The organism is Algoriphagus sp. 4150, assembly GCF_031457395.1.
GTDB lineage: Bacteria > Bacteroidota > Bacteroidia > Cytophagales > Cyclobacteriaceae > Algoriphagus.
This window is the reverse complement of record NZ_JAVDWS010000001.1, coordinates 523,945-550,442: the sequence shown is the minus strand read 5'-3', so window position 1 is coordinate 550,442 and position 26,498 is coordinate 523,945. Positions and strand designations below refer to the sequence as shown.

Below are 26,498 nucleotides of genomic sequence, written 5' to 3'. Positions count from 1 at the left end.
ATTCACGTATTTTTAGCGTACCCTATTCAAGGTAATTAGTTCCAATTGAATAACGATGCAATACTCAAATATATTAGTCTTCCTTTTATTTCTCACAAGTCAATGTAGCCCTAGCATCTCGGAGACACAACATTTGCCATTCCCGGATGGATATAATCTAACTACCGTCCAGAAAATCATACTTCAGAATGATATGGAAGAGATCTCAGGACTGGAATGGGTCGGCAAGGATCAGCTTTGGGCTATTGAAGATGAATCTTCTATTATTTATAGGCTTGACACTGAGACTGGGAAGATCTTGAAAAAAAGGAAGTTTGCCAAAAACAAGGACATAGAAGACTTGCTGGTCCTGGATAAGGTCGCTTGGGTTCTTCAAAGCAACGGCACCCTCTACGAGGTCTCCTCACCGCTCAGCGCAAATTCTACAACGGAAGAACATCATTTCCCGATCAAAGAAAAAAGAGATCTTGAGGCAATAGTTGCTTCCAAAACAGAACCATTTTTATTTGTTTTTTGTAAGGTTTGTAAATGGGATATCGGACCGGAACAAGCTTCGATTTTTCGGTTTGACCTGACTACCAAAAGCTATGATTCTATCCCATTCACTGCCTTGAAAAGAGAAGATATACAGCCCTTGCTCCTGACCAAAACGGCAGAACCTCTGAAAATCCAGCCTTCAGCGGCGGCTTTGCACCCGATAGAGAATCTAATCTATATTCTTTCTTCCACCGGCAAATGGCTCTGTATCACTGACACAGATTTCACTCCTATGAAAGTATATAGACTTGATCCCAGGTTATTCAAGCAACCCGAGGGGATTACATTTGATCCGCAAGGCAATATGTATATCTCGAATGAAGCTCAAGACGGTGACGCCAACATTCTTAAATTCACTTATACCCCATGAAGAAACTCATTTTGCTTCTGATTTTTAGTATGCTCTCCTCTATACTATGGGCGCAACAGGAAGCTTCATTGAAATTCCGGATTTACCTAATCGGGGATGCGGGAGAAATGGAAAATGGCCACCATCCGGTCGTCGAAGATGTGCGGAGTAAACTTCAAGCAGACGGAAACATTCAGACCCACATCATATACCTAGGCGATGATATTTATCCGGCAGGTATGCCTGACTATAAAGACAGCAACAGGCAAGAGGCTGAATTAATACTGAAAACACAGCTCGACCTATATCAGTACGTATCAGGGAAAATATGGATGGTGCCCGGCAACCACGATTGGGAGCGGGGAAAATCCAAAGGCTGGGCTGCAGTGCTGCGTGCGGAAGAATATGTCTTGGACAATTATCCCGCAGACAAGGTCGAGTGGATACCAAGTGGAGGCTGCCCCGGTCCCAATGTGATCGAATTGGACTCAGAGACCATCCTTATCACCTTGGATAGCCAATGGTGGCTCCAGCTTAAAGACAAGCCAGGAGCGGATTCAGATTGTGAATACAAGTCAGAAGATGAGGTTTTGGCAGCTCTAGGGTATGTTTTTGAAGAAAATCAGGAGAAAACCATTCTGGTGGCAATGCACCACCCTCTCCGTTCCTACGGTCCACATAATGGTGCCTACAGCTGGAAAGACCATCTTTTCCCTCTCACCGCAACATCTCCAAACTTATACATTCCCCTGCCAATAATTGGCTCCATTTACCCATTGTACAGAAGTTGGTTTGGGGACATACAAGATCTTACGCATCCCAAATATGAAGCTATGACGAGGGCTTTGGATAGGATTTTCAAAGATCATCCCAATGTGATACATGTTGCAGGACATGAGCATGGCTTGGCATACACGCAAGAAGACAATATCCATTATGTAATCAGCGGAGCCGGAGCCAAAAACACCTACATCAAAAAACGCAATTCAGCAGATTTCACTTATCCCATGCAGGGCTATGCAGCATTGGACTTTTATGACAATCATGAAGTAAAGATCACCTTTTTTGATCCGCTTAAGGAAGAACCTCTTTATGAAGCACAGTTGGTCAAGCCATTTGCAGGCAAAATTTCGGAATTGGATTTATTTGACCGGAACATACCCGAAGAGGTTACACGTCCCATTAGCACCCAATACTTACATGGAAAAGGTTATTATAATTTCTTGGGAAAAAACTACCGGGAGACTTGGGCTATTCCCGTCACCTTTGAATCCGTGGATATCACCACGGCTAAAACGGGACTAACTATCATCAAAAAAGGAGGAGGTTTGCAAACCCATTCCTTAAGACTGGCCAACAAAGATGGAAAGGAATATGTAATGCGTTCCATCAACAAATATCCTGAGAATGCTCTTTCGCCTCAGCTTCGGCAGACTATAGCCAAACAGGTGATACAGGATCAAATCTCTTCCTCGCATCCCTATGCCGCACTCGCTGTGGCTAGACTGGCTGAGGAAGTTGGGATAGTGCATACCAATCCCAAGATCGTCTATTTACCCGATGATCCTTTGCTGGGGATTTACAGAAATGACTTTGGGGATGATTTGTATCTTTTTGAAGAGCGGGAAATAGCAGGAAAAGATGCTCCTGAAGATGTTCAGTTTTTCAGCACCGACAAAATGCTCAAGAAAATCCATGGTGACAACGATCATCAGGTAATGCAAAAGGAAGTTTTGAAAGCCAGAATATTTGACTTTTGGATAGCTGATTGGGATCGCCATGATGATCAGTGGAGATGGATAGGAGAAAAAGGAAAAAAAGGATGGGAGTTCACTCCTATGCCCAGAGATAGAGATCAGGCATTTTTTGTGAACCAAGGGATATTTCCTAAAATCGCCAGTCGTAAATGGGCAGATCCACGATTTCAGGGATTCGATTATACTCCGCCCCGATTTGTCTCAGGGTTTATGTTCAACCCAAGGTATTTTGACCGAAGCTTCTTAAATGAACTAGATCGTGAAAATTGGGAGAAAGCATTGGACAAGATTCTCCCCAAAATGAGCGAGAAAGCAATCTCTGAGGCATTTAGAGACTGGCCCGACACCATAGTGACAAAAGACGCTCCTGAGATCCAGGCGAAGCTTCGACAGCGAACAACATGGTTAAAAGAAGAAATGCTCAAGCATTACGCATTCTTATCCAAGAATGTAGATGTCGTGGGTTCCAATAAGAATGAGGAATTTGAAATAACCTACCGCGAAGACGGTCGGGTAAAAGTGGAACTGAGGAAAATCGATAAGTCGGGAAACTTGGAGCAGAAACTTTACCAGCGGACTTTCCTTCCGGAGGAAACTCGGGAAGTCAGACTTTATGGACTAAAGGGTGAGGACACTTTTCGTTTCAAGGGAGAAGGACCGGGAAAAATAAAAGTAAGGGTGATCCCGGGAAGCGGAGAGAAAACAATTGAAGATGAAGGCAACACCACGAAAAAGAATACGCTCGTTTATCAGAATCCGAAAGAAAAACTGCCGATAGCAGTAGGCGAAAGTTCCAAAATCAAGCATGCACCCTCCCTTTCCTATTTAAACTACAACAGGAAGGAGTTCAAATATGACAAGCTCATGCCACTGGCTTCCGTCGCGCTCAATCGGGATGATGGTCTCTTCTTGGGTGCAGGGGTATTGTGGGAGAAACATGGCTTCAAAAAAGAGCCTTTCGCTATCCGCCAATCCATTGTAGGCAATTATGCGATTAGTTCATCTGCTTTCAATATTGAATACAAGGGTCATGCTGTAGATGTACTGGGGAATCTTGATTTGGTATGGAAAGCCGACGTAAAAGCGCCTGACTTTGCTTTTAACTTCTTCGGAATTGGAAATGAGACGGAATACAATACCCGCATTCATAACATTGACTACTACAGAGCAAGATTTAACTGGTACGAATTGTACGGAGGACTACAAACAAAACTGGGGGAAAGCGGAAGCTTGACAGTCGGGCCCCATGTACAGATATTCAGATTTGATTCGGAGGAAAATACGGGGAAATTCATCACCTCTCCCGAAAGCGGACTGGATCAGCTAGTTCTGGACGAGAGCAAATTATACTCAGGTCTTTCTGCCAAAGTTGTTTTTGACAGAAGAGACCACAAGGAACTACCTACCAGAGGCTTATATTTTGAAAGTCAGGCAAAAAGAATGCTGGGATTGAATGATTATTCCGGGGACTTCACTAGAATTGATGGAGAGCTTGCCCTCTATTGGTCATTTCGGTATCCTTCTAGGTTAGTCTGGGCCACTAGATTTGGAGGTGGCAAAAACTGGGGGAATTTTGAGTTTTTCCAGGGGCAAACTCTTGGTGGCTTGGATAATCTCCGGGGCTATAGAAGATATCGCTTCAATGGTGACGCAATGGTTTACAACAATACAGAAGTTAGAATCAGACTATTCAATCTGAATACCTATATACTTCCTGCTACTATAGGCGTCTTGGCATACAATGATGTCGGTCGGGTATGGATACAAAACGAGAAATCAACTAAATGGCACAATTCTGCAGGTGCAGGAGTCTGGTTGGCTCCGCTTAATCAGGTGGTAGCTACCTTCTCGGTTGGTTTCAATGAGGAAGAGTTTTTACCCTTCTTTACCTTCGGATACCAATTTTGACAAATTATCAGTTGCAGGTGGAGTTCTTGGAGTTACCGCTACCCTAATAGCTTTTAGTCCATGAACTCCCTGCATTTCCTCCAGTTCAAGCTCCTCTACCTGATCCTGTAACTGTCCTTTATTCTGTAAATAGTTAATAAAATCCCTGTATTCTTTGGCCTCACGCTGCTGAGAATAGACTATGGCTATTTTGCCGGGCTGAACCAATCGCTCATGAGTCCCTACCACAAGCGCCTTGTCAATGCGTTTTTTCATGATCTCATACCTTATATTGTAGGCACCTTCCACGTCAAACTTTCGCTCATCCAAGCGAAAACTGATTGAAATAGGTGTACTGTGGGCGAGAATAAGCTGAGTCACTTCAAGTGGATTTTCCAAATCCGGTTTTTTCTCCTCAACTAAATGAAATACTTCGATCAAACTCTGAAGTTGCCAAAGTCTTAGGTTTTTCAGGTAAATAAGATCAAACTTCTGATGCTTCACCAAGGACTGACCGATGTAAATATTGTATTCTATGCCATCGGTTTTGAATTTCTCAAAGTAGTGTGGAAAAATCTGTTGGATTTTCTGTTCCTGAGCGTCCATAAATGAACCTATGGTCTGATTGATTAATTGCAGGCTTTTTTCAAAAGCTTTTCTATGCCGGTTTACTACCTGAAGCTGTCGATCCAATCCATCAAAATAAGTCTGGATCTCCCCTCTCAAGTCCTCGTAGGTTTCACTGAGATGTATAAAAGTGGGTTCTAGCTCGCGCTGAAAAAACTCAGTGATCCTCACTTCTTCCTCACTGAGCAAAATCAAATTAATCCGACGCTTGTATTCATCCATTTGGTCAATAAGACTATCGAGCAGAGGCAGGTAATGCAAAGAACCCGCAAGTTCCAAAATAGCTTTTCCCTTATCCAACTGGATAACGAAGTCATCGTGAATCGCTTTATTTCTCTCAATAGATGAGTTTTTGATATCTATTGCCGCATAAAGGGGATACACATCCTGAAACAGGATAGGTTTTATCTCCGGAACTATACCTGCCTCTTCATCCAGCACATAGTCCAAGGCAATTTCATCGAATTTCCATTCCACCACCGGATGTATTGCTGTGAAATTTTTTCTGATAATAGCCTTAATCCTGTGATCCAAATTTTCTGCCTGCCTGTTCAATGCCAATGAGAGGGATGGAGCCAAGTGATCTAAGGTATGAATCATCATTGGGTCAAAAGTTCCTTTATGAAAAGAACATACTTCCAGCACACCTACCAGATTACCATTATGCCGCAAAGGATACAGAATTACTTCCCACAGTCCCATTTCGACCATACGGTTTACCAGTGCCGGATCATCTATAGTGTCTTGTATATCTTTTAGAAAAACAGGGGATTTCACTTGAGAAAGAAAATCCATGATTGCATGGTAAGGCTCCTCACTTTCTTGCGTCAGCAGTTGGCGAAACAAATAACTATAGGCCAGCCGACTCTCAGACATAATTATTCTCCCGGAAATATTCTGCAACACCGCCAACCCTACTTTTAAGCTACCTATACCCAAAAGGCTTTTGACTGAATCTTCCACAATCTCCATGAACTCTTCTGAACTTACCTGGTCTTGCTTTAGCACGGCTTCATTCAGTGTTGCCACGCTTTGAGCCACAGTCAAATCAATCGCTTCCATGATAATAAAGCCGTGGAATTCGAAAAGATCCAAGGGGAGTAATTTCTGTAAGCGATTCAGCTCAAATTGGTAAGGCTCACTTTTGTTGCATAATTCGGATTGATTGGGAATCTCGGGTAGAGCTCCTTTTGCCACTACTCGGACAAATTGCGTATTGATCTGGATTTGGTAGTGTTTATTGACACCGTCTACTCCCCTGAACTTAAAAATCATCGGAGGAAATTGGTTGATTTTTACTCCATAAAATTGATGTACGATCATGCTATATACATGCACCAGCTTATCAAACGACACTCGCTCAAGATTCAGATCCTCAGGCATATTTATCCACCCGTTTTCATCCAAAAACTGTGCTCTGAAAGCAGGTGTAGCATATATAGGATTATAATCAAACGGTTTTGACAAGGCCATAATCTTCTTATCCTCTTGACCGGAAAGTGGAAATAAGGAACTGAGGATCATGCCAAACCCTAATCTATTCTGATCATTATCTAAGATTTGAGGGTCAATCTTAGAGTCCAGCAGCTGAGGAAATTTGCTTGTCCGTTGCAGATAATCATGATATAGACAAGTACTCGGATGAGTCTTGTCTGCAAGGGCTTCCCATCTTTCAAATAAAAGTTTAAAGTCAAGAAAAGAACTTTTTAAATCCAGCTTTATTTTATCCGATGAATCCATTTTCGAATTGTCTTATTATGCAAAATAACCCAATTCGGGAAGATAAGTTCAAAAACAGCCTCCAAGTACAAAATTCATGAATTAGTACTTCCTGCCTAAAGGCTAGAGGCTGGGCGAAGCCGGAGGTGATAGACAGAGCATGTAAAGCAATTCAGTCTCAGTTTGCAGTCTTCGGCCATTAATTGAACCCCTCATCATGCTCTTGGACAGTGACCGTTCCGCGCCTGTCCATTCATCTGTTTATAATTTGTTTTAAGAGGTCATAACCTGTCCCCTGACGAAGGAAACGGAATAGCCTTTCCCGAACTCGATTCGGGAGAATCTCGCATGGCTGATAATCATTCCAGTGTGTGTCCCCATAGGTACGGGGTCATACCTGTCTGGACTCAGGCAAGCTCGATTTCTTATCCTTTAGCAGCTTACGAGACTACAATCACTCCTACTTGTTTCTATTTGCACCGTTGGGTGTTGGATTTTATATTTATCCATTACCTGCAAAATAGACGGAAGAATATCCACTTCTCTATTTTTGTCAATAGCATTGACAACTGCATGCAGTGAGCCGATGTGGTAGTTTCCTTCCAAGGTCCATATATGGATGTCGTGGATGTTTTCAATGCAGGGGATTTGAAGCAATTCATCAGAAAGCTTCTTTATATCCACGTTTTCGGGAACGGCTTGCATTAAAATTTTCATTGTGGAAATTAAATTTATCGTTGCGTTATAGCCTATGAAAATCGCGATTGCAATAGCCAACACTCCGTCTACCCAATACCATCCTGTAAAATAGATCACGACAGCTCCAATTAAGACAGCAACCCAGCCTAAAACATCTTCCAACAAGTGTAACATTATTGCTTTCCTGTTAAAATCAGCATCGTGCGAATGGCTGTGTCCCGAATGATGGGAATGCCCATTTGCTCTTTTAATTCTCAAAAAAGCAAAGCCATTTACGGCAATACCTAAAATCGCCAAATACAGCATTCCTTTTCCATCTACTATTTTCGGATCGATGAATGAGGAATATGCGCTGACACACATAAATACGGCACCTATCAGTAGAAATAGCGACATACCGATGGCCGATAACAAGGAAAATCTCTTGTATCCGTAGGAGAACCCGGGTGTACGCTTCTTCCCTGAAAGTTTTTCTAACAGCACTGCCAAGCCAATGGCAATAGCATCTGCAAAATCGTGAAATGCATCCGCAAGGATAGCGGTGGAGTTGGTAAGTATTCCGCCGACTACTTCGATTATTGAGAACAAAACATTAAGCCAAAAGGCCAATGACAGACCTTTACTGTCCGTGTGATTATGTGAATGTGCCATTGTATTTAATTTTATATGATTATCCGCAATGATGCCAGTAGCCTCATTTTCTTTGGTATAACGGCAGGCGGGGATGACAGGTGATCCGCTACAGCGGACTGGCCGAAGTGGCCTCGACGCTAGTGTTTTCCAAATCCTATAATGCTTTAGTCTCTTTACCGGCAGAAAAGCGGAATACCTAAACTTATATTTTATAATCCTTTTTTACCTTCAAGCCAATAGCCTTGAGCACGTATTTTGCCCGTGGTCTTATCTTTTAAAACCTTTCTGAAAGTTTGAACTGATTTTACATTCCCAGTCAAAACAAAACTTGCATCCTTCCAATCCCCTGTTTTGAAAATTGATAAATCACTTACCCATTTATCATTTCTGAAAGTATCTTTTTTTGAGAATACCGTGACGTTTTCCAATCCCAGCAGAAGGGGAACATTTCTGTTTTCATCTTCCAGCTCAAATAAGAATCGGTATTGATGTTTATTTCTTTTTAGAGTGGGAAGAGCCGAACAGGCAAGCCCGATGGAGGTTTCGTCGCCAAAGAATACCTGTTGCTTAATGTCGGGACTGAACAACTTTTTCCCTCTGGGCGGACTGATGTACAATTCATCATTTACGTCTAAAGAGTCTATGTATAGACTTCCAACACCCTTTCTGTGAATATGAAAAATAATGTCCAAAACACCATTTTTGCTATCGTAATAGGCTACTGTGTAGTTCCTGAACTCCGTTTCACTTACGCGGATCACATTTGCGTATCCTATCCGGAAACTCATATTTGATATATCCCCCTGAAAACGTATTAGTTTCATCTGTGGACTTAAATAAGAAGATGCTATAATCTTCACGTTGGGGCGAAGTGTATCTTCAAATAAATTCCCCACCCACTTTGGTATGCTTGAAATCATTGTCTGCCCTAGTTGTTTCAATGCAAAGGAACTGGGTATTCCAACTACAGGAAATACTTATACAGGGTAGATATTGGACTAATCGAGGTTTTTGTTGCGAAAGGTGAGTGCAGTCATTCCTGCAATTTTTGAAAAAACCCGGGAAAAATAAGGGTAATCATCGTAGCCTAATTCAGCCGCGATTTCTTTTACCGATTTATTGGAGTGATAAAGCAAGCGTTTGGCTTCCAAGATAACACGCTGCTGTATAAGATGTGAAACAGAATTCCCAGTTGCATTTTTGACACACTCATTCAAATAAGATGGGGATATATTTAAGAGTTTAGCGTATTCAGCCGGTTTTTTTAGATTGATAAAATTCTTCTCCAAAGAAATTTTAAACGCTTTTGAAACTGTTTCAAAGCGTGAAAATTTTTCTACAGGTTTTACCTTTTCCAGATAATGGGAAAGGATCAATGCTACCAGTGCATTACACATGTCTTTCAGAAAAGTGTGATATAAGATATCCGGTTTTCGCTGAGCGGCTTTTATACATAAGGCAGCTGTATCGGTCATTGCCGACAAAAGTTCCCCTTTAAGAGCTAATGGATCCGCAGGGACAATTTCCTCCAGTAGATTCAGGTATTCTGCGTTTAGATTTTCATTATTGATTAGAAGGCCAATGAAGACGGCTTCCTTGGTTTTTAAAAATCGGTGTACCTGATTTGGGTGAATGTAGACTACAGTTGCTCCTTTGATGCTGTGCTTTTTGAAATCAATTTCAAAAGTTGTCGTGCCTTTTTCCTGTATAATAAAAAAATGATAATCGTGCCGGTGAGCATCGCTTGCTTCTTCCAACGGAAAGTTATCCATAGACCTTCTGTCCACGACAATTCCTCCTCTATATTTTTCAGGGAGGGAATGCACAGGTATTGTTTTCTTGTTTCGGGGCATTTTCTATACCATTAAGAGCGTTAAAGGTAATTATAGATGCTTATAGCTCATTGAGATAAACCATACCGTTTTACGTTGGATCCGGATTAGAATAAAACCAACTTTTTCATGCTCCTACTGAAGGTTGAGAGAAAAGATTATTGTCCGCTGACCCTTATTATAGCCTAGAAATGAGCGTTGACAGGAGGATGCTTACCTTCAACAGGGAGGCTCACGGAAAGATTACACCTTCTCAAGATTCCTTACGTCCACACTCACTTTCATCTCCTGCTCACTTCCGCTGTAAACTATCCCTTTTAGTGGAGTCACATCAGCAAAATCCCTTCCTACTGCTACTCTAATGTGCTTATTGTTCACCAATAAATTATTCGTAGCATCAAACTCCACCCAATCATGGCCTGGAATATATACAGCAATCCACGCATGGGAAGCATCCGCACCAATCAACTTAGGTTTGCCCGGAGGAGGTAAAGTCTCTAAATAGCCACTTACATATCGAGCTGCCAGACCTATTATCCGTAAACATGCAAGTGAAAAATGCGCAAAATCCTGACATACTCCTTTCCTGTGTTTGAATACTTTCTCCAGCGGTGTACTGATATCTGAGAAGCCGGGAGTAAAAGCAAAATCAGTAAATATCCGGGTATTAAGATCCAGCATGGCTTCCATTATTGCACGTCCCGGAGTGAAGGATTTCAAGGTATATTGGCGAATCCCTTCTACGAATTGAACGTGGTTCGATTCCAAGTAGTACTGCCTGACATCCGCAGAAATAGCGGTAGTGTGAAGCAAATCTACCACCTCCTCCCAAGGCATGGTCTCAGCCGGTTCTATGTCCATCCAAGACGGAGAAGAGAGAGATACCACACTTTTGGAGGTGACATTGAGATTCTTATGTGATCTTTCCACAGAGAAATACAGATACTTGTTTCCAAAAAAATCTACCCGTTCCATTTCTGAGCTTGGCTTTGGGCTTATATCACAGCTGTATTCTTCCACATCCTGAAATGGTAGATTGGGAGGAATCTGAAACATTAAGTTGTGGCACAGCGTAGCCGGAAATTCGTAAATGTAATCTGTGATATGTGTGACTTTATATTTCATATGATTATAATTGTTTTTCAATGGCCATATGGAATCTCGCACGGTTAATAAACATCCCCCTGTGTGTTTCCATAGGTACGGGATCATCTCTGTATGACCGTAGGCAGACTCGATTTCATATTTCCGGAATTACAGAGGATTGAATCATACTGTACCTTGAATCTGTATGACTGAAATATTTCTCATAGATCGAATCAGAAGTCTCGTGTAAAAGCCCAATTATCTGATCCAAAAGAGACCTCAACTCATCAAATTCATGAGTTAGCTCATTAGGTATAGAAATAAGATCAATATCACAGAGCCTTATCTTAGTGATAGCTTCCAGCAATTTCTTCCGCTCCATGCTGAAGAGTTCTTTTTCATCTTGGTTTGGAAGTGTCTTCAAGTGATGATCAATCTCCAATAATTGAAAGATCAAAGATCTGGGGTTATCCTCATGCAAAATCAATAAACTCAATACACCGTGCATTTCCAGATTGGACCTGTAGCGATAGCGGTAGGTGACCAAACTTTCATTGCACCGCAAGGTATCTTCCATCAACTCCTTATTGGATTCTATATCAAAAGAAATGCTCAGCATACCTTTTAGAATCAGGCAGTTATTCGCAGCTGACTCAATAAATCTTCCGATATTCAACAAGTGCCAAGTAGGCTCACGGGTCATATTATCAATATTCAGCCCATAAAAAGCCATCAATTTCACTACCATATTATCCAAGCTTTGATAAGCTTGTGTTAGCGTAGAATCCGATTTACGCATACGGGCCAGCTCTTCCGAAATGCTATCCAAAATCCTCCAGGTATCCAAACTCAATCTATCCCGAACGGAATAAGCATTTGTAAGGAAACTTTGGATGGAATAGGCCAAACTACCCATCTTATCCACATCATGAACCAAAGCAAGCAATTCCGGTTCTGGATTTTTTAGGTTCTTTTTCAGCGTAAAGCCCGGCAGCGTGCCTGTCATCACAGTGAGTGTTTGCAGCAGTGTGCTCAATACAGGATTCTCATAAATATGTATATCCTCATCGGCTTCGTTATACGACAATAAAGTCATCCGCATCAAACGCACGGCATAGGCCGATCTCTCCAAATACCTGCCTAACCAAAACAGACGCTCACCTGTACGACTGGGCAGCACATTGCGAACCAACGGTTGAGCTTTTATCGTCTTCACCGTAGGAACAGTGACATCTTTTCCTTTTCCCAGCACCCAAGTGTCCTTGCTGATTCCGCCTGTTTGATTTGACACCAGAAATGCTCCCTTAGTAGGTGAACTTCTGGACAATCCTCCGGGCATTACTTTGTAGCTTTTGTTTTCCGAATCAGCGACCACATAGCTTCTGAATACAGCATTTCTGGCTTCCAGTTTATTGTTGATCCAAGAAGGCGTGGTAGAGAACTCCACCATTTCCTGTCCCACGTACATATACGGACTTCGGCGGATTTCCCTTTTTAGGACTTCCAACTCGGCTTTCGACAGGTCACCTCCAAAAACAGATTTCTTTTGAGTACCCCGATATATATTTCGGATCACCAGAGAATCTATTTTTTCAAACACGTATTTCATTTCCTTCGGCTGTCCACACCACCAAGTAGCTACCGAGGGCAAAATAAGATCTTCGCCCAGCAGATGCTTGCTGATTTTAGGCAGAAAAGCCATTAAACCGGGATTCTCCAGCAACCTGCATCCCAGTGGGTTAATTACCAGTACTTTTCGCTGTCTTACCGCTTCCATCAGCCCCACGACTCCCAGATGCGAATCATTTTTAAATTCCAACGGATCACAAAACACATCATCCACCCTACGGATAATCACATCCACTTTTTCCAAGCCCTTGATAGTCTTCAGCCATACATAGCCATCACTTACAGTAAGATCTTCGCCGAAGGCAAGTGTAAACCCCATAAAAGAGGAGATGTAAGCATGCTCAAAAAAGGTCTCATTTGTAGGCCCTGGAGACAATAAAACTACCCTGGGATTTTCTTTATTGTTTGTGGTTAGATTGCTAAGCGTGTTTTTGAAAGTCTGGTAATAGGAAGTGATTTTACGGGCATGATTCTCACGGATCAACTCGGGAAATACCCGTGTCATCGCAGCCCGGTTTTCGAAGGTATATCCAGCACCTGAGGGAGCATCGGTACGATCGTGAAGTACCCACATCTTCCCATTGGGACCACGGGCTAGATCAGAAGAATACTGGATGAGCTGCTGGTCACCATCCAATTTGATATTGTGAGCCTGTCTCAAAAATCCACCGTGATTATAGATCAATTCAAAAGGAACATGTCCCTCTTTAATCAAGGTTTGTTCTCCATATAAATCACTGAGAACTAGATTCAACAATTCTGTACGCTGAAGCAATCCTTTCTCAATCCCCTCCCATTCTTCACTGCTGAATACCATGGGAACGGGATCCAAAATCCACGGTCTGTTCATCCCACCGGGATCTCCATAGACATTGTAAGTAACCCCGTTCTCACGAAGTTGGCGACCCACTTCTTCATGAAACAGTCCCATTTTGTCAGGTCCGATTTGTTCATAATATTTTGCCAATCGCCCCCAGTGAGGATGTATTTTTCCTTGGTCGGTCGCCATTTCATCAAGAAACGGAGCATTATTGAACATTTTGTCAATAAGATAAGACTCAATCATGCCTCAAAATTGAACTAAATAACTCTGAAATAATAAACAATTATCGCTTTTTATATCGTCTGAGATCCATTGTATAAGGAAATTCAGGATTAACTATCTCGGGTGAGTCATCATAAGTTGTTTCCAAATTCACCTTGGTAATATACCTTCCTGATTTCTGGTCATCCTTTACAGTTTTCGGTTCAGCGGCTGCTGGGGTTATGGTGTGACCAAAGTCAAAAAACCGTGAAATCCGACGGGATTCTGCTTCATTGCTGTTTATAGGGAAATTATCGTAGCTCCTCCCTCCCGGGTGAACTACATGGTATTGGCAGGCCGCTACCGACTTCTTTGTCCAGGTATCATACAAATCAATCACCAATGGTGTGTCAATACCGATGGTAGGATGCAATGCAGAATATGGCTGCCATGCACGGTATCGTATACCGGCAACATATTCTCCTTGGACTCCTGTATTTTTCAAAGGAATCCTATGTCCGTTACAAAGCAAATGATACCTGGAGTCTGTCAACCCCGAGATTTTCACCTGTAATCTCTCCAAAGAAGAATCTACGTAGCGGGCTGTCCCTGTGCTGGACATTTCTTCTCCCAGCACATGCCACGGCTCAATTGCCATTTTCAGATCAACATGAATATCATCCACTTGAAGCTCTCCAATGAAAGGAAAACGGAAAGAAAAGAAAGGATCGAACCAAGCAATGTCAAAATTGTATCCGGCACCTTTCAGATCAGCCACAATCTCTTTCATGTCTTTCTCACAATAATGCGGAAGCAGAAACTTATCATGCAAAGATGTACCCCAGCGCACAAGCTTGTGAGTATAGGGTTCTTTCCAAAACCAACTCATCAATGCTCTGATAAGCAGCAGCTGCACCATGCTCATCCTATAATGGGGAGGCATGTCAAATCCCCTGAATTCCAAGATCCCCAGTCTTCCTGTGCTGGAATCGGGAGAGTAAAGTTTATCAATGCAAAACTCAGCCCGGTGCGTATTACCGGTGATGTCCACCAGCAAGTTTCTAAAGATCCTATCCACCATCCAGAATGGAATCTCATTTTCCTTTCCGTCAGGGACTTGCTGAAATGCCAACTCTAACTCATACAGCATGTCATCTCTGCCTTCGTCCACGCGAGGTGCCTGGCTGGTCGGCCCGATAAATTGTGTGGAAAACAAGTAGGACAAGGAAGGGTGATGCTGCCAATAGGTAATGAAACTCCTCAGTACATCAGGTCTCCTTAGCAATGGGCTATTCTCCGGTGACGAGCCACCAAGGGTAATGTGATTACCACCGCCGGTTCCGGTGTGCTTTCCATCTACATTGAATTTCTCGCTGATCAGACGTGATTCCCTAGCTTTTTCGTAAAGTATCCCATAATTGGCAGTGATTTCCTTCCAGCTTTTCGCAGGCTGAATGTTTACTTCGATTACTCCCGGATCCGGGGTAATCATCATTTTTTCGATCCGCTTGTCTGAAGGCGGATCATATCCTTCTATCAAAATTGGGAGCTGTAACTTTTCGGCCGTACGTTCCACCGCACTGACCAAATCCAAGTAATTTTCAATAAGATTGAGCGGAGGGAAAAACACAAACAACTTTCCTTCTCTTACTTCCACAACCAGGGAAGTCTTGAAAATCCGCTTAGAATTCTTGGGACCTACTTTAAATTCTGTTGATTTAATTTCAGAATCAGGCAATGCAGGAACCTCTGCAAACAAGTCTGTTTCTGGTTTAATCGGTTCTTCTTCAGGAGGCGTAAACTCAATCGAGTCCAAAGGCAATCGTAATCCGGCAGGAGAATTTCCCGGCATCAAGAACAAATCCTTACGTCTAAATCTCCAGCGACAGCTTTGCCAGGCACCTTCCTCCAAATCCCATTCGAGAGGAATAGAAAATGCGACAGGTTTATCCAGACCTTCATTGAGCAATTCCGCTAGTTTCTGACGCTCAAGAGGAGATTTCAAATCATATTTATACGGGTCTATATTTACAGGAACTTTCCCTTCCTGCCAAATAAAGTAAAATGGGTCCTCATACAACGGCGTCAAATTGCTTTTGTCAAGATTCAGTTGTGAAACCAGCTCAGCCATAAACTTCTCCGCATCCTTGTCTCCCATGCCATAGTCCTTTGACAGATCGGCCATCAAGGCATCGTTGTGCCACATTGGTTTTCCGTCCTTTCTCCAGAAGCAGGCGAGTTTCCAGCGGGGCAAAGGTTCACCGGGGTACCATTTCCCCTGACCATATTGCATCAAGGCTCCGGTACCGAATTCTCCCTTAAGTTTGTGAAAAAGCGTGTTCGAAAGACTTCGTTTATGGGCTCCATCAGCTGTGGAATTCCACTCGGGAGCATCCTGATTGTCAACTGAAACGAAAGTCGGTTCCCCTCCCATCGTAAGCCTTACATCATTGGCGACCAAATCTTCGTCTACAGTATCCCCTACAGCGAGGATTTGCTCCCATTGCTCCTCCGAGTAGGGTTTGGTCACCCGGGGTGTTTCTTCAATTCTGGTCACTTCATTCTTGAAGAAAAACTCCGTCTCAGCTGGCTCAGCCAAGCCGGAGATCGGTGCTGCATCCTGAGGATTTGGAGTACAGGCAAGGGGAATATGCCCTTCTCCGGCAAACAATCCGGAAGTAGAATCTAATCCTATCCACCCTGCACCGGGTACATACACTTCAGTCCAAGCATGCAAATCCGTAAAATCAGCTTCCGGTCCCGATGGTCCATCCAAGGATTTTTCATCAGCAGTCAGCTGCACCAAGTAACCCGAAGCAAACCGTGAAGCAAGACCCACATGACGGAGAACCTGAACTAAGAGCCATGCAAAATCCCGGCAAGAACCTGAACCTATGGTCAGTGTTTCACTGCAGGATTGCACTCCCGGTTCCATACGTACATTGTATTTGAGTTCCTGATTGATCATCGCATTGATCGCTACCAGGTAATCTACCGTAATAATATCTTCGGTAATCAATGCTTTGGCTTTTTCCACCAACTTCATCAGCAAAGGATCCTTTTCCTTGATCTCCAGATATGGCCCTAGCTGTACTTTCAGGCTTTCTTCATAGTCAAAAGGGAATTTCGAGGCATAGTCATCCACAAAAAAATCGAAGGGATTGATCACCACCATATCGGCGATCACTTCCACATCAATCTCAAAAAACTTCACTTTTTCAGGGAAAACTACCCGTGCGAGATAATTGCCAAAAGGATCTTGCTGCCAATTGATAAAGTGATTCTCCGGCTTGATATTCAAAGAGTAACCCTTAATATATGTCCGTGAATGCGGTGCAGGACGCAATCGAATCACTTGAGGACTTAGGCTGATATGATGATCGTACTCGTACTTGGTATAATGCCGAATGGCAACTTTGATAGACATAGGCTTGGTGTAAAACTCTGGTTCAAAACGGATCAAATCATTCGTTGGATAAAATGATTTGGGTTATCTGGGGTGCCGGTATTAGCTGTAATTTAAAGCAAGAAATGCGACATCACAGCATATGCCGGAAGAAAAATCATTTTAAGCCAAAATTATATTTGCGTTATACTAAAGCAGTTTGTGGGCAAATTTCTGAATTGAATCAAAATCTGTTTCGGTAATTAAACATTTCTATTTAGTTTCAATGGATGGAAAAAAACAGAAAGAAAATCCTTGTGATTGATATCGGTGGTTCAAATGTGAAAATTCTGGCAACGGGGGCAGCTGAACGTATTAAAATCCCGTCCGGAGCTGATTTTAAACCGGAAGAAATGGTGGAGCTGGTGAAGGAAAATGCTTCCCAATGGGAGTTCGATATGATTACAATTGGTTTTCCGGGTGTAGTAAAGGACAACAGAATAGTCTCTGAACCTGTAAATCTCGGTGAAGGTTGGAATACATTTGATTATCAAGCTGCCTTCAATTGTCCCATTAAAATAATCAACGATGCCGCCATGCAGGCTCTTGGAAGTTATGAAGGCAAAAAGCTCCTATTCCTTGGCTTGGGTACCGGATTAGGAACGGCAATAGTTCACCATAACACCATCATTCCCATTGAAGGAGGACATCTCCCATTCAAGAAAAAAACATTTGAAGAGTACGTAGGCAAAGAATACCTGACCAAAAGTGGTTCAAAAAGATGGGAGAAAAATGTACTGAAAACAGTGGAAATATTCCGCGCAGCATTTCAGCCTGAAGACATTTTACTCGGAGGTGGAAATTCAAAATTACTTACCACTATTCCCGAAGGATGCAGGTTGGGAACTAACGATAATGCATTCAAAGGCGGTTTTAAATTCTGGGAGGAGGATTTTAAACTGTAAGCTTTTAGAATTAGAGGAGTTATGTTTTTTTCTGAAAGTCTAATTTTAGCCACGAAGCACACAAAGAAAGCGCAAAGGTCAGAGATATTATAATTACTAGGTGGACCAAAACTATGTCTGCCTGAGTTACAACTATTTGTGAAACATACAAAAAGGAGGTGACGGTGTCAGGATGAGTAAGAAAAATTTAAGATTTACAAATGAATAATGACGGAAAGTGATGTAGAAATAAAGTTGGGTCACCCTGAGCTGAGTCGAAGGGTCCTCGACTCCGCTCGGACTGACATAACATTTGCACGCTTTTTTGAATTCCGTCATTGGTAGCAGCTTGCCTCGCCTTGGCGGGAAGTCGAAGCCTTTCATTTGTAAATTATTATCCTCGACTTTCCCTTCGGACTGACAAGAGTTCTCTTAAAAACATAATCCTCCATTGGTAGCAAAGTCTACGGCCTACTAAGCAAGTTTAGGTTTCAGTCTGTTTTTTCGTATTTTCCAAACTGATTGAATACCAATACTCAATCAGCCAACCAATCTAAAACCCAAACCTATGAAATCGAGCATGTCGAAGACGACACACAACTTGTCCCGAACCTGCTTCGGGAGAGGGATGATTATAAACCCAGCGAGATTCTCCCGATCCGCCGCGGCGGACGGGACAGGCTATCTGTCCTTTAAAAATCAAATTATAATCAGATGAAACAGCTATTTCTTTATTCTTGTGCAATCCTGATTTTTTTCGGCAGTTGTCAACAAAAGCCAGAGCAAGAATCCGTCGATAATCTGATAGTAGACGATCAGGTTCGAGCCAGGATTGACTCTACCCTATCAAGCTTTGTCGAAAGCGGAAATATTGCCGGAGTTTCAGCATTGATTTTTGAAAAGGATCAGGAAGCCTATTTTAATGCTTTTGGCTATGCTGACAGAGAAAATCAAGTTAAAATGGATAGAAGTACCATTGTGCAGATATATTCTATGACCAAGCCGATTACAGGTGTTGCATTGATGACCCTGTATGAAGAAGGGGAATTTCAATTGGATGATTCTTTGGCACACTATGCTCCCGAATTTGCCAATATGAAAGTATACGATGGTGTGGATGAAAACGGAAACATCAAGCTTGTAGCAGCTGACCGTCCGGTTACCATTCGGGATATTACCCGACATACCGCCGGATTTCCAAATAGAGCCGATATCCCCGGATTGAGTCAGATTCTCGAAGAAAAAGATCCTAGAAGTTTTGAGATTACTTTAACCGAAATGGCTAAGCGGATTGGAGAGGTTCCACTTTGGTTTCAACCCGGCACACAATGGGAATATGGTCAGTCAGTGGATGTGCAGGCTTTTTTGGTAGAAAGAATCGCAGGAGTGCCTTATAAGGAATATGTGCAAGAACATGTTCTCAATCCATTGAAAATGAATGAAACCAGGTACTTCGTCCCCGAAGCCGACCGAAGTCGTTTGGCATCCTCCTATAGAAGAACGGGGGAAGGCCAGTTGGAGAAAATCCCAAATGAAGAAGCTCATAATTTTAATATAAATGAATATCCTTTGACTCCCGGTGGTTTCGGACTGACCTCAACTTTGGATGATTACATGACTTTTGCCAGAATGCTGGTTCATAAGGGGGAATTTGGAGAAGCAAGAATTCTCAAGCCTGAAACGGTAGAACTGATGGCTACCAATCATCTTCCTGACTCAGTAACTGAAAGATCTTGGCTGCCCACGAAAGGTAAGGTTGGCTTTGGAATCGACTTTGCAGTACGGGTCGCACCTCCCGGCAGTGCTGAGGAGATTACAGGAACTGTAGGAGAATTCTTTTGGGATGGAGCTGCCAGCACGCTTTTCTGGGTGGATCCTGTTAATGAAATTACTGCCGTGCTCTTTGTCCAGCTTTTTCCTTACGATGGAATCGGGCTCCATAAAAAATTCAAGGATGCTGTTTATGGAAAATACAAGTCCGCAGAATCGAACTAACGTACTGTTAATCAAAACCTGTAAGTTTTCAAAGAAGTCCCCGTTCGAGTCTCCCAAACGATATATTAGGTAAGATAGGCTCCCAAATCTTCCGCCATCGTTCGTGCTCACGAACGACATCTTTTGACTAAGTTGGATTGCGGAAAATTCAACCACAATTAATACATAACTTAACACTGGTTTTCGATTAACTTTGTCCTATTCAGAACCAATTTTAGAAGAAATGATGTTCTGAGCACATTGTAACCTAATGGACCTTGAATCCATTACTTATTACAGCACATGAAGACAAGACCAAGAGTAGTAGTCGGCCTCTCCGGAGGGGTCGATAGTTCCGTCGCCGCTCAACTCCTCATCGAGCAAGGCTACGAAGTCATCGGAATGTTTATGAAAAACTGGCACGATGAATCCGTCACCATTTCCAATGAGTGTCCCTGGATGGAAGATTCCACCGATGCGATGCTGGTGGCAGAGAAATTGGGAATTCCCTTCCAAGCAATAGATCTCAGCGAAGAATACAAGGACAGAATCGTGGATTATATGTTTGCCGAATACAAAGCAGGCAGAACTCCCAATCCGGATATCCTTTGCAACAGAGAGATCAAATTTGATATTTTCCTGAAAGCTGCCGAGAAGCTAAAAGCAGACTTTGTGGCTACGGGGCATTATTGCCGGAAAGATGAAACCATTGGTGCAGACGGAAAAACAGTATATCAACTACTTGCAGGTGCGGATCCAAACAAAGATCAGAGCTATTTCCTATGTCAATTGAACCAAAGTCAATTAAGTAAGGCATTGTTTCCCATCGGTCATATGCAGAAGCCCGATGTAAGGAAAAAAGCAAAAGAAATGGATCTGATTACTGCAGATAAAAAGGACAGTCAGGGGCTATGCTTCATCGGAAAAGTACGTCTGCCTGATTTTCTACAGCAGCAGCTAAAGCCGAAAAAGGGTAAAATCATCCAAATACCGGAAGAGCTGGCTGTTTATCAGCAACTCCAAGTTCCCGCCGGAATAGCTCCTAATGAATACAATCAAGAAACGCTGGATGCCATTTCCCTACCCATTCATTACTCTCAGGATCAGGGAAAAATGCTTGGTGAGCATAATGGAGCTCACTACTTTACCGTAGGGCAACGCAAAGGGCTTCATGTAGGAGGTACGGGAAAACCTTTATTTGTGATCTCCACAGACACAGTCGAAAATGTGATTTACACAGGTTTGGGAGAAACTCATCCTGGATTACTCCGTGAGGGGCTTTTCGTCAAAACTGAAGACATACACTGGATACGTGAAGATCTAAAACTCAAAGTAGGTGAAACCGCCAGATATGAAGCCCGGATCCGCTATCGCCAGCCCCTAAGTGGAGCTACGCTGATCCGGAAAGAAAATGGCCTTTACGTCATCTTCGATCAGCCACAAAAAGGCGTGGCTTCCGGTCAATTTGTGGCTTGGTACGATGGAGAGGAATGTATAGGTTCGGGGACAATATTCTAGGACTTTAGAATTTTGATTTACGGTTTACATTGCCCCACTAGCGCGAGTCCTCCATAAGCGCAAGTCTTACGACTTGTGCTTATCCTACTGCAGTCTTCAGACTGCCTGAATTATCCGAACTCATTATAGCTAACAATCATGAGACAGCATAACGAAGGTCCAAGCCTGCCTACCGGTCAGGTAGGTCAGAAGAATTGAACCAATTTGATCCACCAATTCCAAATTCACCTGTGCTAGAAATCCTATTCGAAGACGAATACCTGATTGCCATCAATAAGCCTTCCGGCCTGCTTGTCCACCGAACATCCATAGCTGCGAAAGAAACCGTCTTTGCTTTGCAATTGCTCCGTGATCAGATTGGTCAGCATGTATCTCCGGTTCATAGACTGGACAGACCTACGAGCGGCGTATTGCTTTTCTCCAAGAAAGAAGAAATCCTACCTCTGCTCAAAGAGCAGTTTGCTGATCGCTCTGTACAAAAAACCTATCTGGCGATCGTACGGGGAATACCGACGATCAAATCAGGCCTAATCGATCATCCGTTGAAAAGCGAGCGCTCCGGAAGAATGCAGGAAGCCCAAACACATTACCAAGTTTTGGCAGAGGCTGAGATACCTTTTGATACCACAGGAAGATACCCTACCAGCCGCTACAGTTTACTGGAACTGAAACCAGAAACCGGGCGAACCCATCAGATCCGAAGACATTTGGCGCATTTGAGGCATTATATCCTTGGCGATAAGAAGCATGGAGACAACAAGCAAAACCAGTTTTTCGAGAAGCAATTCGGCTTGGAAAATCTACTTTTACATGCGGAAAAATTGGAATTCAAACATCCAATCTCCTTCGAAATCCTCTCAATAATGGCCCCGCTTCCTGTTCATTTTGAGAAAACAAGGAAAGATCTGGGCTGGTCAAAAACCCTTTGAAGAACTAAGAGAAAGCATTTCGAAAAATTGAATTACTTTAGAAAGCACAATATATAAACCCTATGGAAAAATCACTTTTAGGCCTTAGCCTATTATTAGCCGTGACTTTTGTAGCTGAAGCACAAAAGAAAAAAATTGATAAAGAGTTCGATGAAAAAGCTGCAATTGAAGAGCTAACCTATCTGGCATCCGATGAGCTGAAAGGCAGAGAACCCGCCAGTCCTGAAATGGCTTTGGCATATAATTTTATAGCGAAGCAATTAGAAGATGCCGGTGCAAAACCTGTTCCAGGAGCGGATGGCTATTTTCAAAATATTCCTTTCCGACTCTCCTCTCCCCCTTCCAAAGGTAAAGTGACCATGGGTGACTCCAGCTACAGCCAAGGTATTGATCTACTTGTGTTGGACGGAGAATCGCTGAGTGGCACCTATGAATTGGTGGATGTGGGGTTTGGTATGCCCGAAGATTTTGAAGGTAAGGATCTGACAGGAAAAATAGCTGTCAGTAGCGTAGGTGCTCCGGATAAAATGAGCCCGGCTGATTTGTTTGCTTTGGGCGGTGAGAAAACTGCAAATGCAAAGAAGCAAGGTGCAGTGGCTCTGATCGAGCGATTCAACATTCCTTCCATTCCATGGCAGTTGATTTCTAATTACCTGAACCGTGCCCAAATGGGTATTGATAACGGTGATTCAGGCAAACTCCCATACATCTGGGTAAAAGACCTTTCGAATGCACTTCCAAAGGAAATCGCTACCGGAAAAGCCAAATCAGCAGTTCTGGAAATCGAAGGTAAAATCAACACACCTGTAGATGGCAAAAATGTAGTGGCCTGGATAGAAGGAACGGACAAAGATCTGAAAAATGAGTATGTGATGCTTTCTGCACACTATGACCATATAGGAATAGGCCGACCTGATGAGACCGGTGATTCTATCTATAATGGTGCACGTGACAATGCCATTGGAACTGTTGCAGTAATGAATGCAGCTAAGTTTTTTGCCGAAAATCCTCCAAAACGATCTGTCCTATTGGCGCTGTGGACTGCGGAAGAGAAAGGTTTGCTGGGCAGTAGGTATTTTGCCGAAAATCCATTGATACCTCTCAATCAGATTATATACAATCTAAACATCGACGGCGCAGGTTATAATGACACTACAATTATTACTGTCATTGGTTTGGGAAGAACCACCGGAGATCATTTGGTCATTGAAGCTGTAGAGGATTTCGGTTTGAAAGCGCTGGCAGACCCAGCTCCGGAGCAGGGACTTTACGATAGATCAGACAATGTAAACTTCGCAAAAGAAGGAATTCCCGCTCCTACTTTCAGTCTTGGCTTCACTGCTTTCGATGATGAGATCAATAAATACTACCACAAAGCTGCAGATGAAGTAGATTCCGTTGACTTGGATTATGTGACGCTTTATTGGAAATCTTATATTCTTGCAGCTCAAAACATCGCCAATGCAGCCAATCAACCTATGTGGGTGACGGGAGATAAGTACGAAGAGGCTGGTAAAAAGCTTTATGGAGAAAAGGAGTAATTGCTGTAAATCGAAGGATTTGTAAGTAGCGTTTATCCGGTAAAAAGTGAGAGGTAGTAAGTAAAGATCCGAGGGATTCAATTTGCTACCTCTTTTTCAGAAATGTTTTAACCGCCGAGATCACGGAGGGTTACACTGAGAGCACAACTTAGTGTTTTACTTAATCACACACTTGGATTTAAATGGGCACATTTATATCACCTTATGAGGCAAGAGTTCTGAATGAAATTTCTCAATTAAATCAGTTGACTCCGGCCACTTGTTTCTTGATACTAACTACTTGCTAACCAATACTCTATACCCCCCCCTAGCCCCCTTTACCCAAATTTATTTTTCCAAACCAAGTCATCAATCCAAGGGGGAGTTCGCTGGTCTGGTCACTAGACTTTTCTCTCTTGACTCATGGGTCTTGTCTCTTGCTTCTTGATACTAGCTTCTTGATACTAGCTACTAGCTCTACTACTTGCTACTCTAAAATCATCCAAACAACATTCCCGCAATCGTAGCCGTCATCAGACAGGCAAGTGAAGCTGCAAGTAATGATTTGAGGCCCAATCGGCTAATATTTGCCTGTTGATTTGGAGCTATAATGGCGATACCTCCCAGCTGAATTGCAATAGAACTAAAGTTGGAAAATCCACAAAGGGCATAAGTTGCGATCACAATGGACTTGGGGCTCAGACTTCCCATCGCCTTCATTTCGGAAAGACTCAGATAAGCTACAAATTCGTTGATAACGGTTTTCTGGCCCAGCAAACTTCCTACCTGAAGCGTGTCCGCCCATTCCACTCCGATCACCCAAGCAAATACCCTGAAAATCTGTCCGAAAAGATATTCCAATGAGAAGCCCTTGAACTGCCCTCCCGTGCTATTTACCACAAATTCGTTCAGACCGGTGACATCACCCAATATTCCCATCAAAAGGTAATTTACCGCTGCGATCACCGCTATAAATGCAAGAAGCATTGCTCCCACGTTTAAGGCCAGTTTTAATCCTTCAGAAGCCCCTATCGACATGGCATCAATCAGGTTTACTCCCATAGCTTCTTCGTTTACCTGCAGCTTCTCCTGCACCCGTTCTTTCTCTACTTCGGGGATAAATATCTTGGACATCACGATAGCCGCAGGTGCATTCATGATACTGGCTCCCAGAAGATATGCTGCAAATTTACTTTGCTCTTCCAAGCTGTCTCCTCCCAAAAAAGCCACGTAACCGGCCAATACTCCACCCGCAATTGTAGCCATTCCACCGGTCATCAAACACATCAATTCAGATTTACTCATCTGGGGAATAAAAGGACGAACCAAAAGCGGGGCTTCTGTCTGTCCCAGAAATATATTTCCGGCTGCAGACAAACTCTCCGGTCCTGAAAGGCGCATAGTTCTCGCCATCACCCAAGCTATTCCGAAAACTACTTTTTGTAGAATTCCCAAATAATATAATCCTGCGGAAACTGTAGAGAAAAATATAATGGTGGGGAGCACTTGAAAAGCGAAGATGAAGCCATAGCTATCTCCTGCCAAATCCCCAAAAATAAACGCTGCACCATCACGGCTAAAGCTCAGAAACTTCACAAACCCCCTACTAACCATCGCAAAGGCACTTTCTACGATGGGCACTTGGGTGATTAGAAAACCAAAAACCAATTGTAATAAGATCCCGATTCCAACTAATCTCCAGTCAATTCTTTTCTTATTGCTAGAAAAAACAAAAGCCACCAAAACGATGACGGCCAGACCAAAAACTCCCCTTAAGTAATCCATTCAATAAAATTAGTGCATAATAAGCTCTAAAAATAAGGAACGCAGGATCATAAAACAATCTTGGATTAGGAGGATGACAGTGAAAATGAGAGTTAGGGGGTAAATTATAAGGTAAAAAGTGTCCAGCCACAGAAAGCAGTCTGTTTAAAATTGATTAAAGGTTAAAAGATTAAGGGTTAAGGGTTATAAGGGTTAAGGCTAAAATGTCTCATGAATTAGACTTATTGAAAGACAAACTCCTATCTATGTAGTTAAAAAAATGATCAATTTTCAATTTTCAAATTCAATGAGCAAGGAAAAGCCTGCTCTAACCTTTGTGTTCCTTGGTGGACTCCTATGCGGTAAAGCTATTCAAACCACATAGAATCATAGCACTCATAGTTTTTTTGAGAAATATAGACTCGCTCTCAAGGTAGACCAGGCGCTTTATGGACTTTCCGGTTATCATTACTCACCACAAAAGAAACAAAGTGCATAAAGTGCTAAGACCAAAGACCCACTGTCTTTCTGACGCCATCATCGTCATGGCCGCCGTTCGCACCTGCCCTCCGGTAGGCGGGTCATCATCAATGACCTTCAATAGCCGTCTTTCTATGAGTGAGTTCACAGAGACTGAGAAATTAATCTCACATCTAGTCAGATCATTTCTATGCTTTTCTATGTG

At 42.8% G+C, this 26,498-nt stretch carries 15 protein-coding genes; 7 read left to right on the top strand and 8 right to left on the bottom strand.

Annotated elements, in window-relative coordinates; translation table 11 throughout:
• The first annotated feature begins 55 nt into the window (after positions 1 to 55).
• Entirely contained in the window at positions 56 to 907 is an 852-nt protein-coding gene (locus tag J2X69_RS02345; RefSeq protein ID WP_310097833.1) for a hypothetical protein, read from the top strand.
• A complete protein-coding gene (locus J2X69_RS02340) occupies positions 904 to 4,551 on the top strand; it encodes a BamA/TamA family outer membrane protein (protein WP_310097830.1) in 3,648 nt (1,215 codons plus the stop codon). The genes J2X69_RS02345 and J2X69_RS02340 overlap by 4 nt, the downstream gene beginning before the upstream one ends.
• On the opposite strand, the gene J2X69_RS02335 is transcribed toward J2X69_RS02340, so the two are convergent.
• The 7 genes from J2X69_RS02335 to J2X69_RS02305 all read right to left on the bottom strand — a co-directional run bounded on the left by J2X69_RS02335 (position 4,519) and on the right by J2X69_RS02305 (position 17,206).
• Positions 4,519 to 6,897, bottom strand: a complete 2,379-nt coding sequence (locus J2X69_RS02335) for a GAF domain-containing protein (protein ID WP_310097827.1) — start codon at positions 6,895 to 6,897, stop codon at positions 4,519 to 4,521. The two genes, J2X69_RS02340 and J2X69_RS02335, sit on opposite strands and share 33 nt — an antisense overlap.
• A 411-nt stretch (positions 6,898 to 7,308) precedes the next feature.
• Positions 7,309 to 8,226 carry a cation diffusion facilitator family transporter gene (locus J2X69_RS02330; protein WP_310097824.1) on the bottom strand — a complete coding sequence of 306 codons (918 nt, stop codon included), beginning with the start codon at positions 8,224 to 8,226 and terminating at the stop codon, positions 7,309 to 7,311.
• A 191-nt stretch (positions 8,227 to 8,417) separates the two neighbouring features.
• Positions 8,418 to 9,128 (bottom strand): FAD-binding oxidoreductase, encoded by a 711-nt coding sequence (locus tag J2X69_RS02325; RefSeq protein WP_310097821.1) that lies wholly within the window; start codon positions 9,126 to 9,128, stop codon positions 8,418 to 8,420.
• Positions 9,129 to 9,206: 78 nt separating this feature from the next.
• Positions 9,207 to 10,061: a helix-turn-helix transcriptional regulator gene (locus J2X69_RS02320; protein ID WP_310097818.1), complete on the bottom strand. Its 855-nt coding sequence runs from the start codon at positions 10,059 to 10,061 to the stop codon at positions 9,207 to 9,209.
• Between the two features lie 222 nt (positions 10,062 to 10,283).
• Complete coding sequence (locus tag J2X69_RS02315) at positions 10,284 to 11,165, bottom strand: transglutaminase family protein (protein ID WP_310097814.1); 882 nt, start codon at positions 11,163 to 11,165, stop codon at positions 10,284 to 10,286.
• Positions 11,166 to 11,280: 115 nt separating this feature from the next.
• Positions 11,281 to 13,821 (bottom strand): circularly permuted type 2 ATP-grasp protein, encoded by a 2,541-nt coding sequence (locus J2X69_RS02310; RefSeq protein ID WP_310097811.1) that lies wholly within the window; start codon positions 13,819 to 13,821, stop codon positions 11,281 to 11,283.
• A 40-nt stretch (positions 13,822 to 13,861) separates the two neighbouring features.
• A complete protein-coding gene (locus tag J2X69_RS02305; RefSeq protein WP_310097809.1) occupies positions 13,862 to 17,206 on the bottom strand; it encodes a transglutaminase family protein in 3,345 nt (1,114 codons plus the stop codon).
• A 248-nt stretch (positions 17,207 to 17,454) separates the two neighbouring features.
• Here J2X69_RS02305 and J2X69_RS02300 point away from each other — a divergent pair, with 248 nt between their 5' ends.
• The 5 genes from J2X69_RS02300 to J2X69_RS02280 all read left to right on the top strand — a co-directional run bounded on the left by J2X69_RS02300 (position 17,455) and on the right by J2X69_RS02280 (position 24,070).
• Positions 17,455 to 18,129, top strand: a complete 675-nt coding sequence (locus J2X69_RS02300; RefSeq protein ID WP_310097806.1) for an ROK family protein — start codon at positions 17,455 to 17,457, stop codon at positions 18,127 to 18,129.
• Between the two features lie 693 nt (positions 18,130 to 18,822).
• Positions 18,823 to 20,103 (top strand): serine hydrolase domain-containing protein, encoded by a 1,281-nt coding sequence (locus J2X69_RS02295; RefSeq protein ID WP_310097803.1) that lies wholly within the window; start codon positions 18,823 to 18,825, stop codon positions 20,101 to 20,103.
• A gap of 282 nt (positions 20,104 to 20,385) precedes the next feature.
• Positions 20,386 to 21,600 carry a tRNA 2-thiouridine(34) synthase MnmA gene (mnmA, locus tag J2X69_RS02290; RefSeq protein ID WP_310097799.1) on the top strand — a complete coding sequence of 405 codons (1,215 nt, stop codon included), beginning with the start codon at positions 20,386 to 20,388 and terminating at the stop codon, positions 21,598 to 21,600.
• Positions 21,601 to 21,794: 194 nt separating this feature from the next.
• Positions 21,795 to 22,529: an RluA family pseudouridine synthase gene (locus J2X69_RS02285; RefSeq protein WP_310097796.1), complete on the top strand. Its 735-nt coding sequence runs from the start codon at positions 21,795 to 21,797 to the stop codon at positions 22,527 to 22,529.
• A gap of 62 nt (positions 22,530 to 22,591) precedes the next feature.
• Positions 22,592 to 24,070, top strand: a complete 1,479-nt coding sequence (locus tag J2X69_RS02280; protein WP_310097792.1) for a M28 family peptidase — start codon at positions 22,592 to 22,594, stop codon at positions 24,068 to 24,070.
• Positions 24,071 to 24,547: 477 nt separating this feature from the next.
• Here the strand turns inward: J2X69_RS02280 and J2X69_RS02275 are convergent, their stop codons facing one another.
• The gene (locus tag J2X69_RS02275; RefSeq protein ID WP_310097789.1) at positions 24,548 to 25,834 is read right to left on the bottom strand and encodes a nucleoside transporter C-terminal domain-containing protein; all 1,287 of its coding nucleotides are present in this window, start codon (positions 25,832 to 25,834) and stop codon (positions 24,548 to 24,550) included.
• Positions 25,835 to 26,498 lie beyond the last annotated feature (664 nt).

Excerpts from the sequence above, each read along its gene's own strand:
- J2X69_RS02345 (WP_310097833.1), top strand. The coding sequence starts at position 56 with ATGCAATACTCAAATATATTAGTCTTCCTTTTATTTCTCACAAGTCAA.
- J2X69_RS02340 (WP_310097830.1), top strand. The coding sequence starts at position 904 with ATGAAGAAACTCATTTTGCTTCTGATTTTTAGTATGCTCTCCTCTATA.
- J2X69_RS02335 (WP_310097827.1), bottom strand. The coding sequence starts at position 6,897 with ATGGATTCATCGGATAAAATAAAGCTGGATTTAAAAAGTTCTTTTCTT.
- J2X69_RS02330 (WP_310097824.1), bottom strand. The coding sequence starts at position 8,226 with ATGGCACATTCACATAATCACACGGACAGTAAAGGTCTGTCATTGGCC.
- J2X69_RS02325 (WP_310097821.1), bottom strand. The coding sequence starts at position 9,128 with ATGATTTCAAGCATACCAAAGTGGGTGGGGAATTTATTTGAAGATACA.
- J2X69_RS02320 (WP_310097818.1), bottom strand. The coding sequence starts at position 10,061 with ATGCCCCGAAACAAGAAAACAATACCTGTGCATTCCCTCCCTGAAAAA.
- J2X69_RS02315 (WP_310097814.1), bottom strand. The coding sequence starts at position 11,165 with ATGAAATATAAAGTCACACATATCACAGATTACATTTACGAATTTCCG.
- J2X69_RS02310 (WP_310097811.1), bottom strand. The coding sequence starts at position 13,821 with ATGATTGAGTCTTATCTTATTGACAAAATGTTCAATAATGCTCCGTTT.
- J2X69_RS02305 (WP_310097809.1), bottom strand. The coding sequence starts at position 17,206 with ATGTCTATCAAAGTTGCCATTCGGCATTATACCAAGTACGAGTACGAT.
- J2X69_RS02300 (WP_310097806.1), top strand. The coding sequence starts at position 17,455 with ATGGAAAAAAACAGAAAGAAAATCCTTGTGATTGATATCGGTGGTTCA.
- J2X69_RS02295 (WP_310097803.1), top strand. The coding sequence starts at position 18,823 with ATGAAACAGCTATTTCTTTATTCTTGTGCAATCCTGATTTTTTTCGGC.
- mnmA (WP_310097799.1), top strand. The coding sequence starts at position 20,386 with ATGAAGACAAGACCAAGAGTAGTAGTCGGCCTCTCCGGAGGGGTCGAT.
- J2X69_RS02280 (WP_310097792.1), top strand. The coding sequence starts at position 22,592 with ATGGAAAAATCACTTTTAGGCCTTAGCCTATTATTAGCCGTGACTTTT.
- J2X69_RS02275 (WP_310097789.1), bottom strand. The coding sequence starts at position 25,834 with ATGGATTACTTAAGGGGAGTTTTTGGTCTGGCCGTCATCGTTTTGGTG.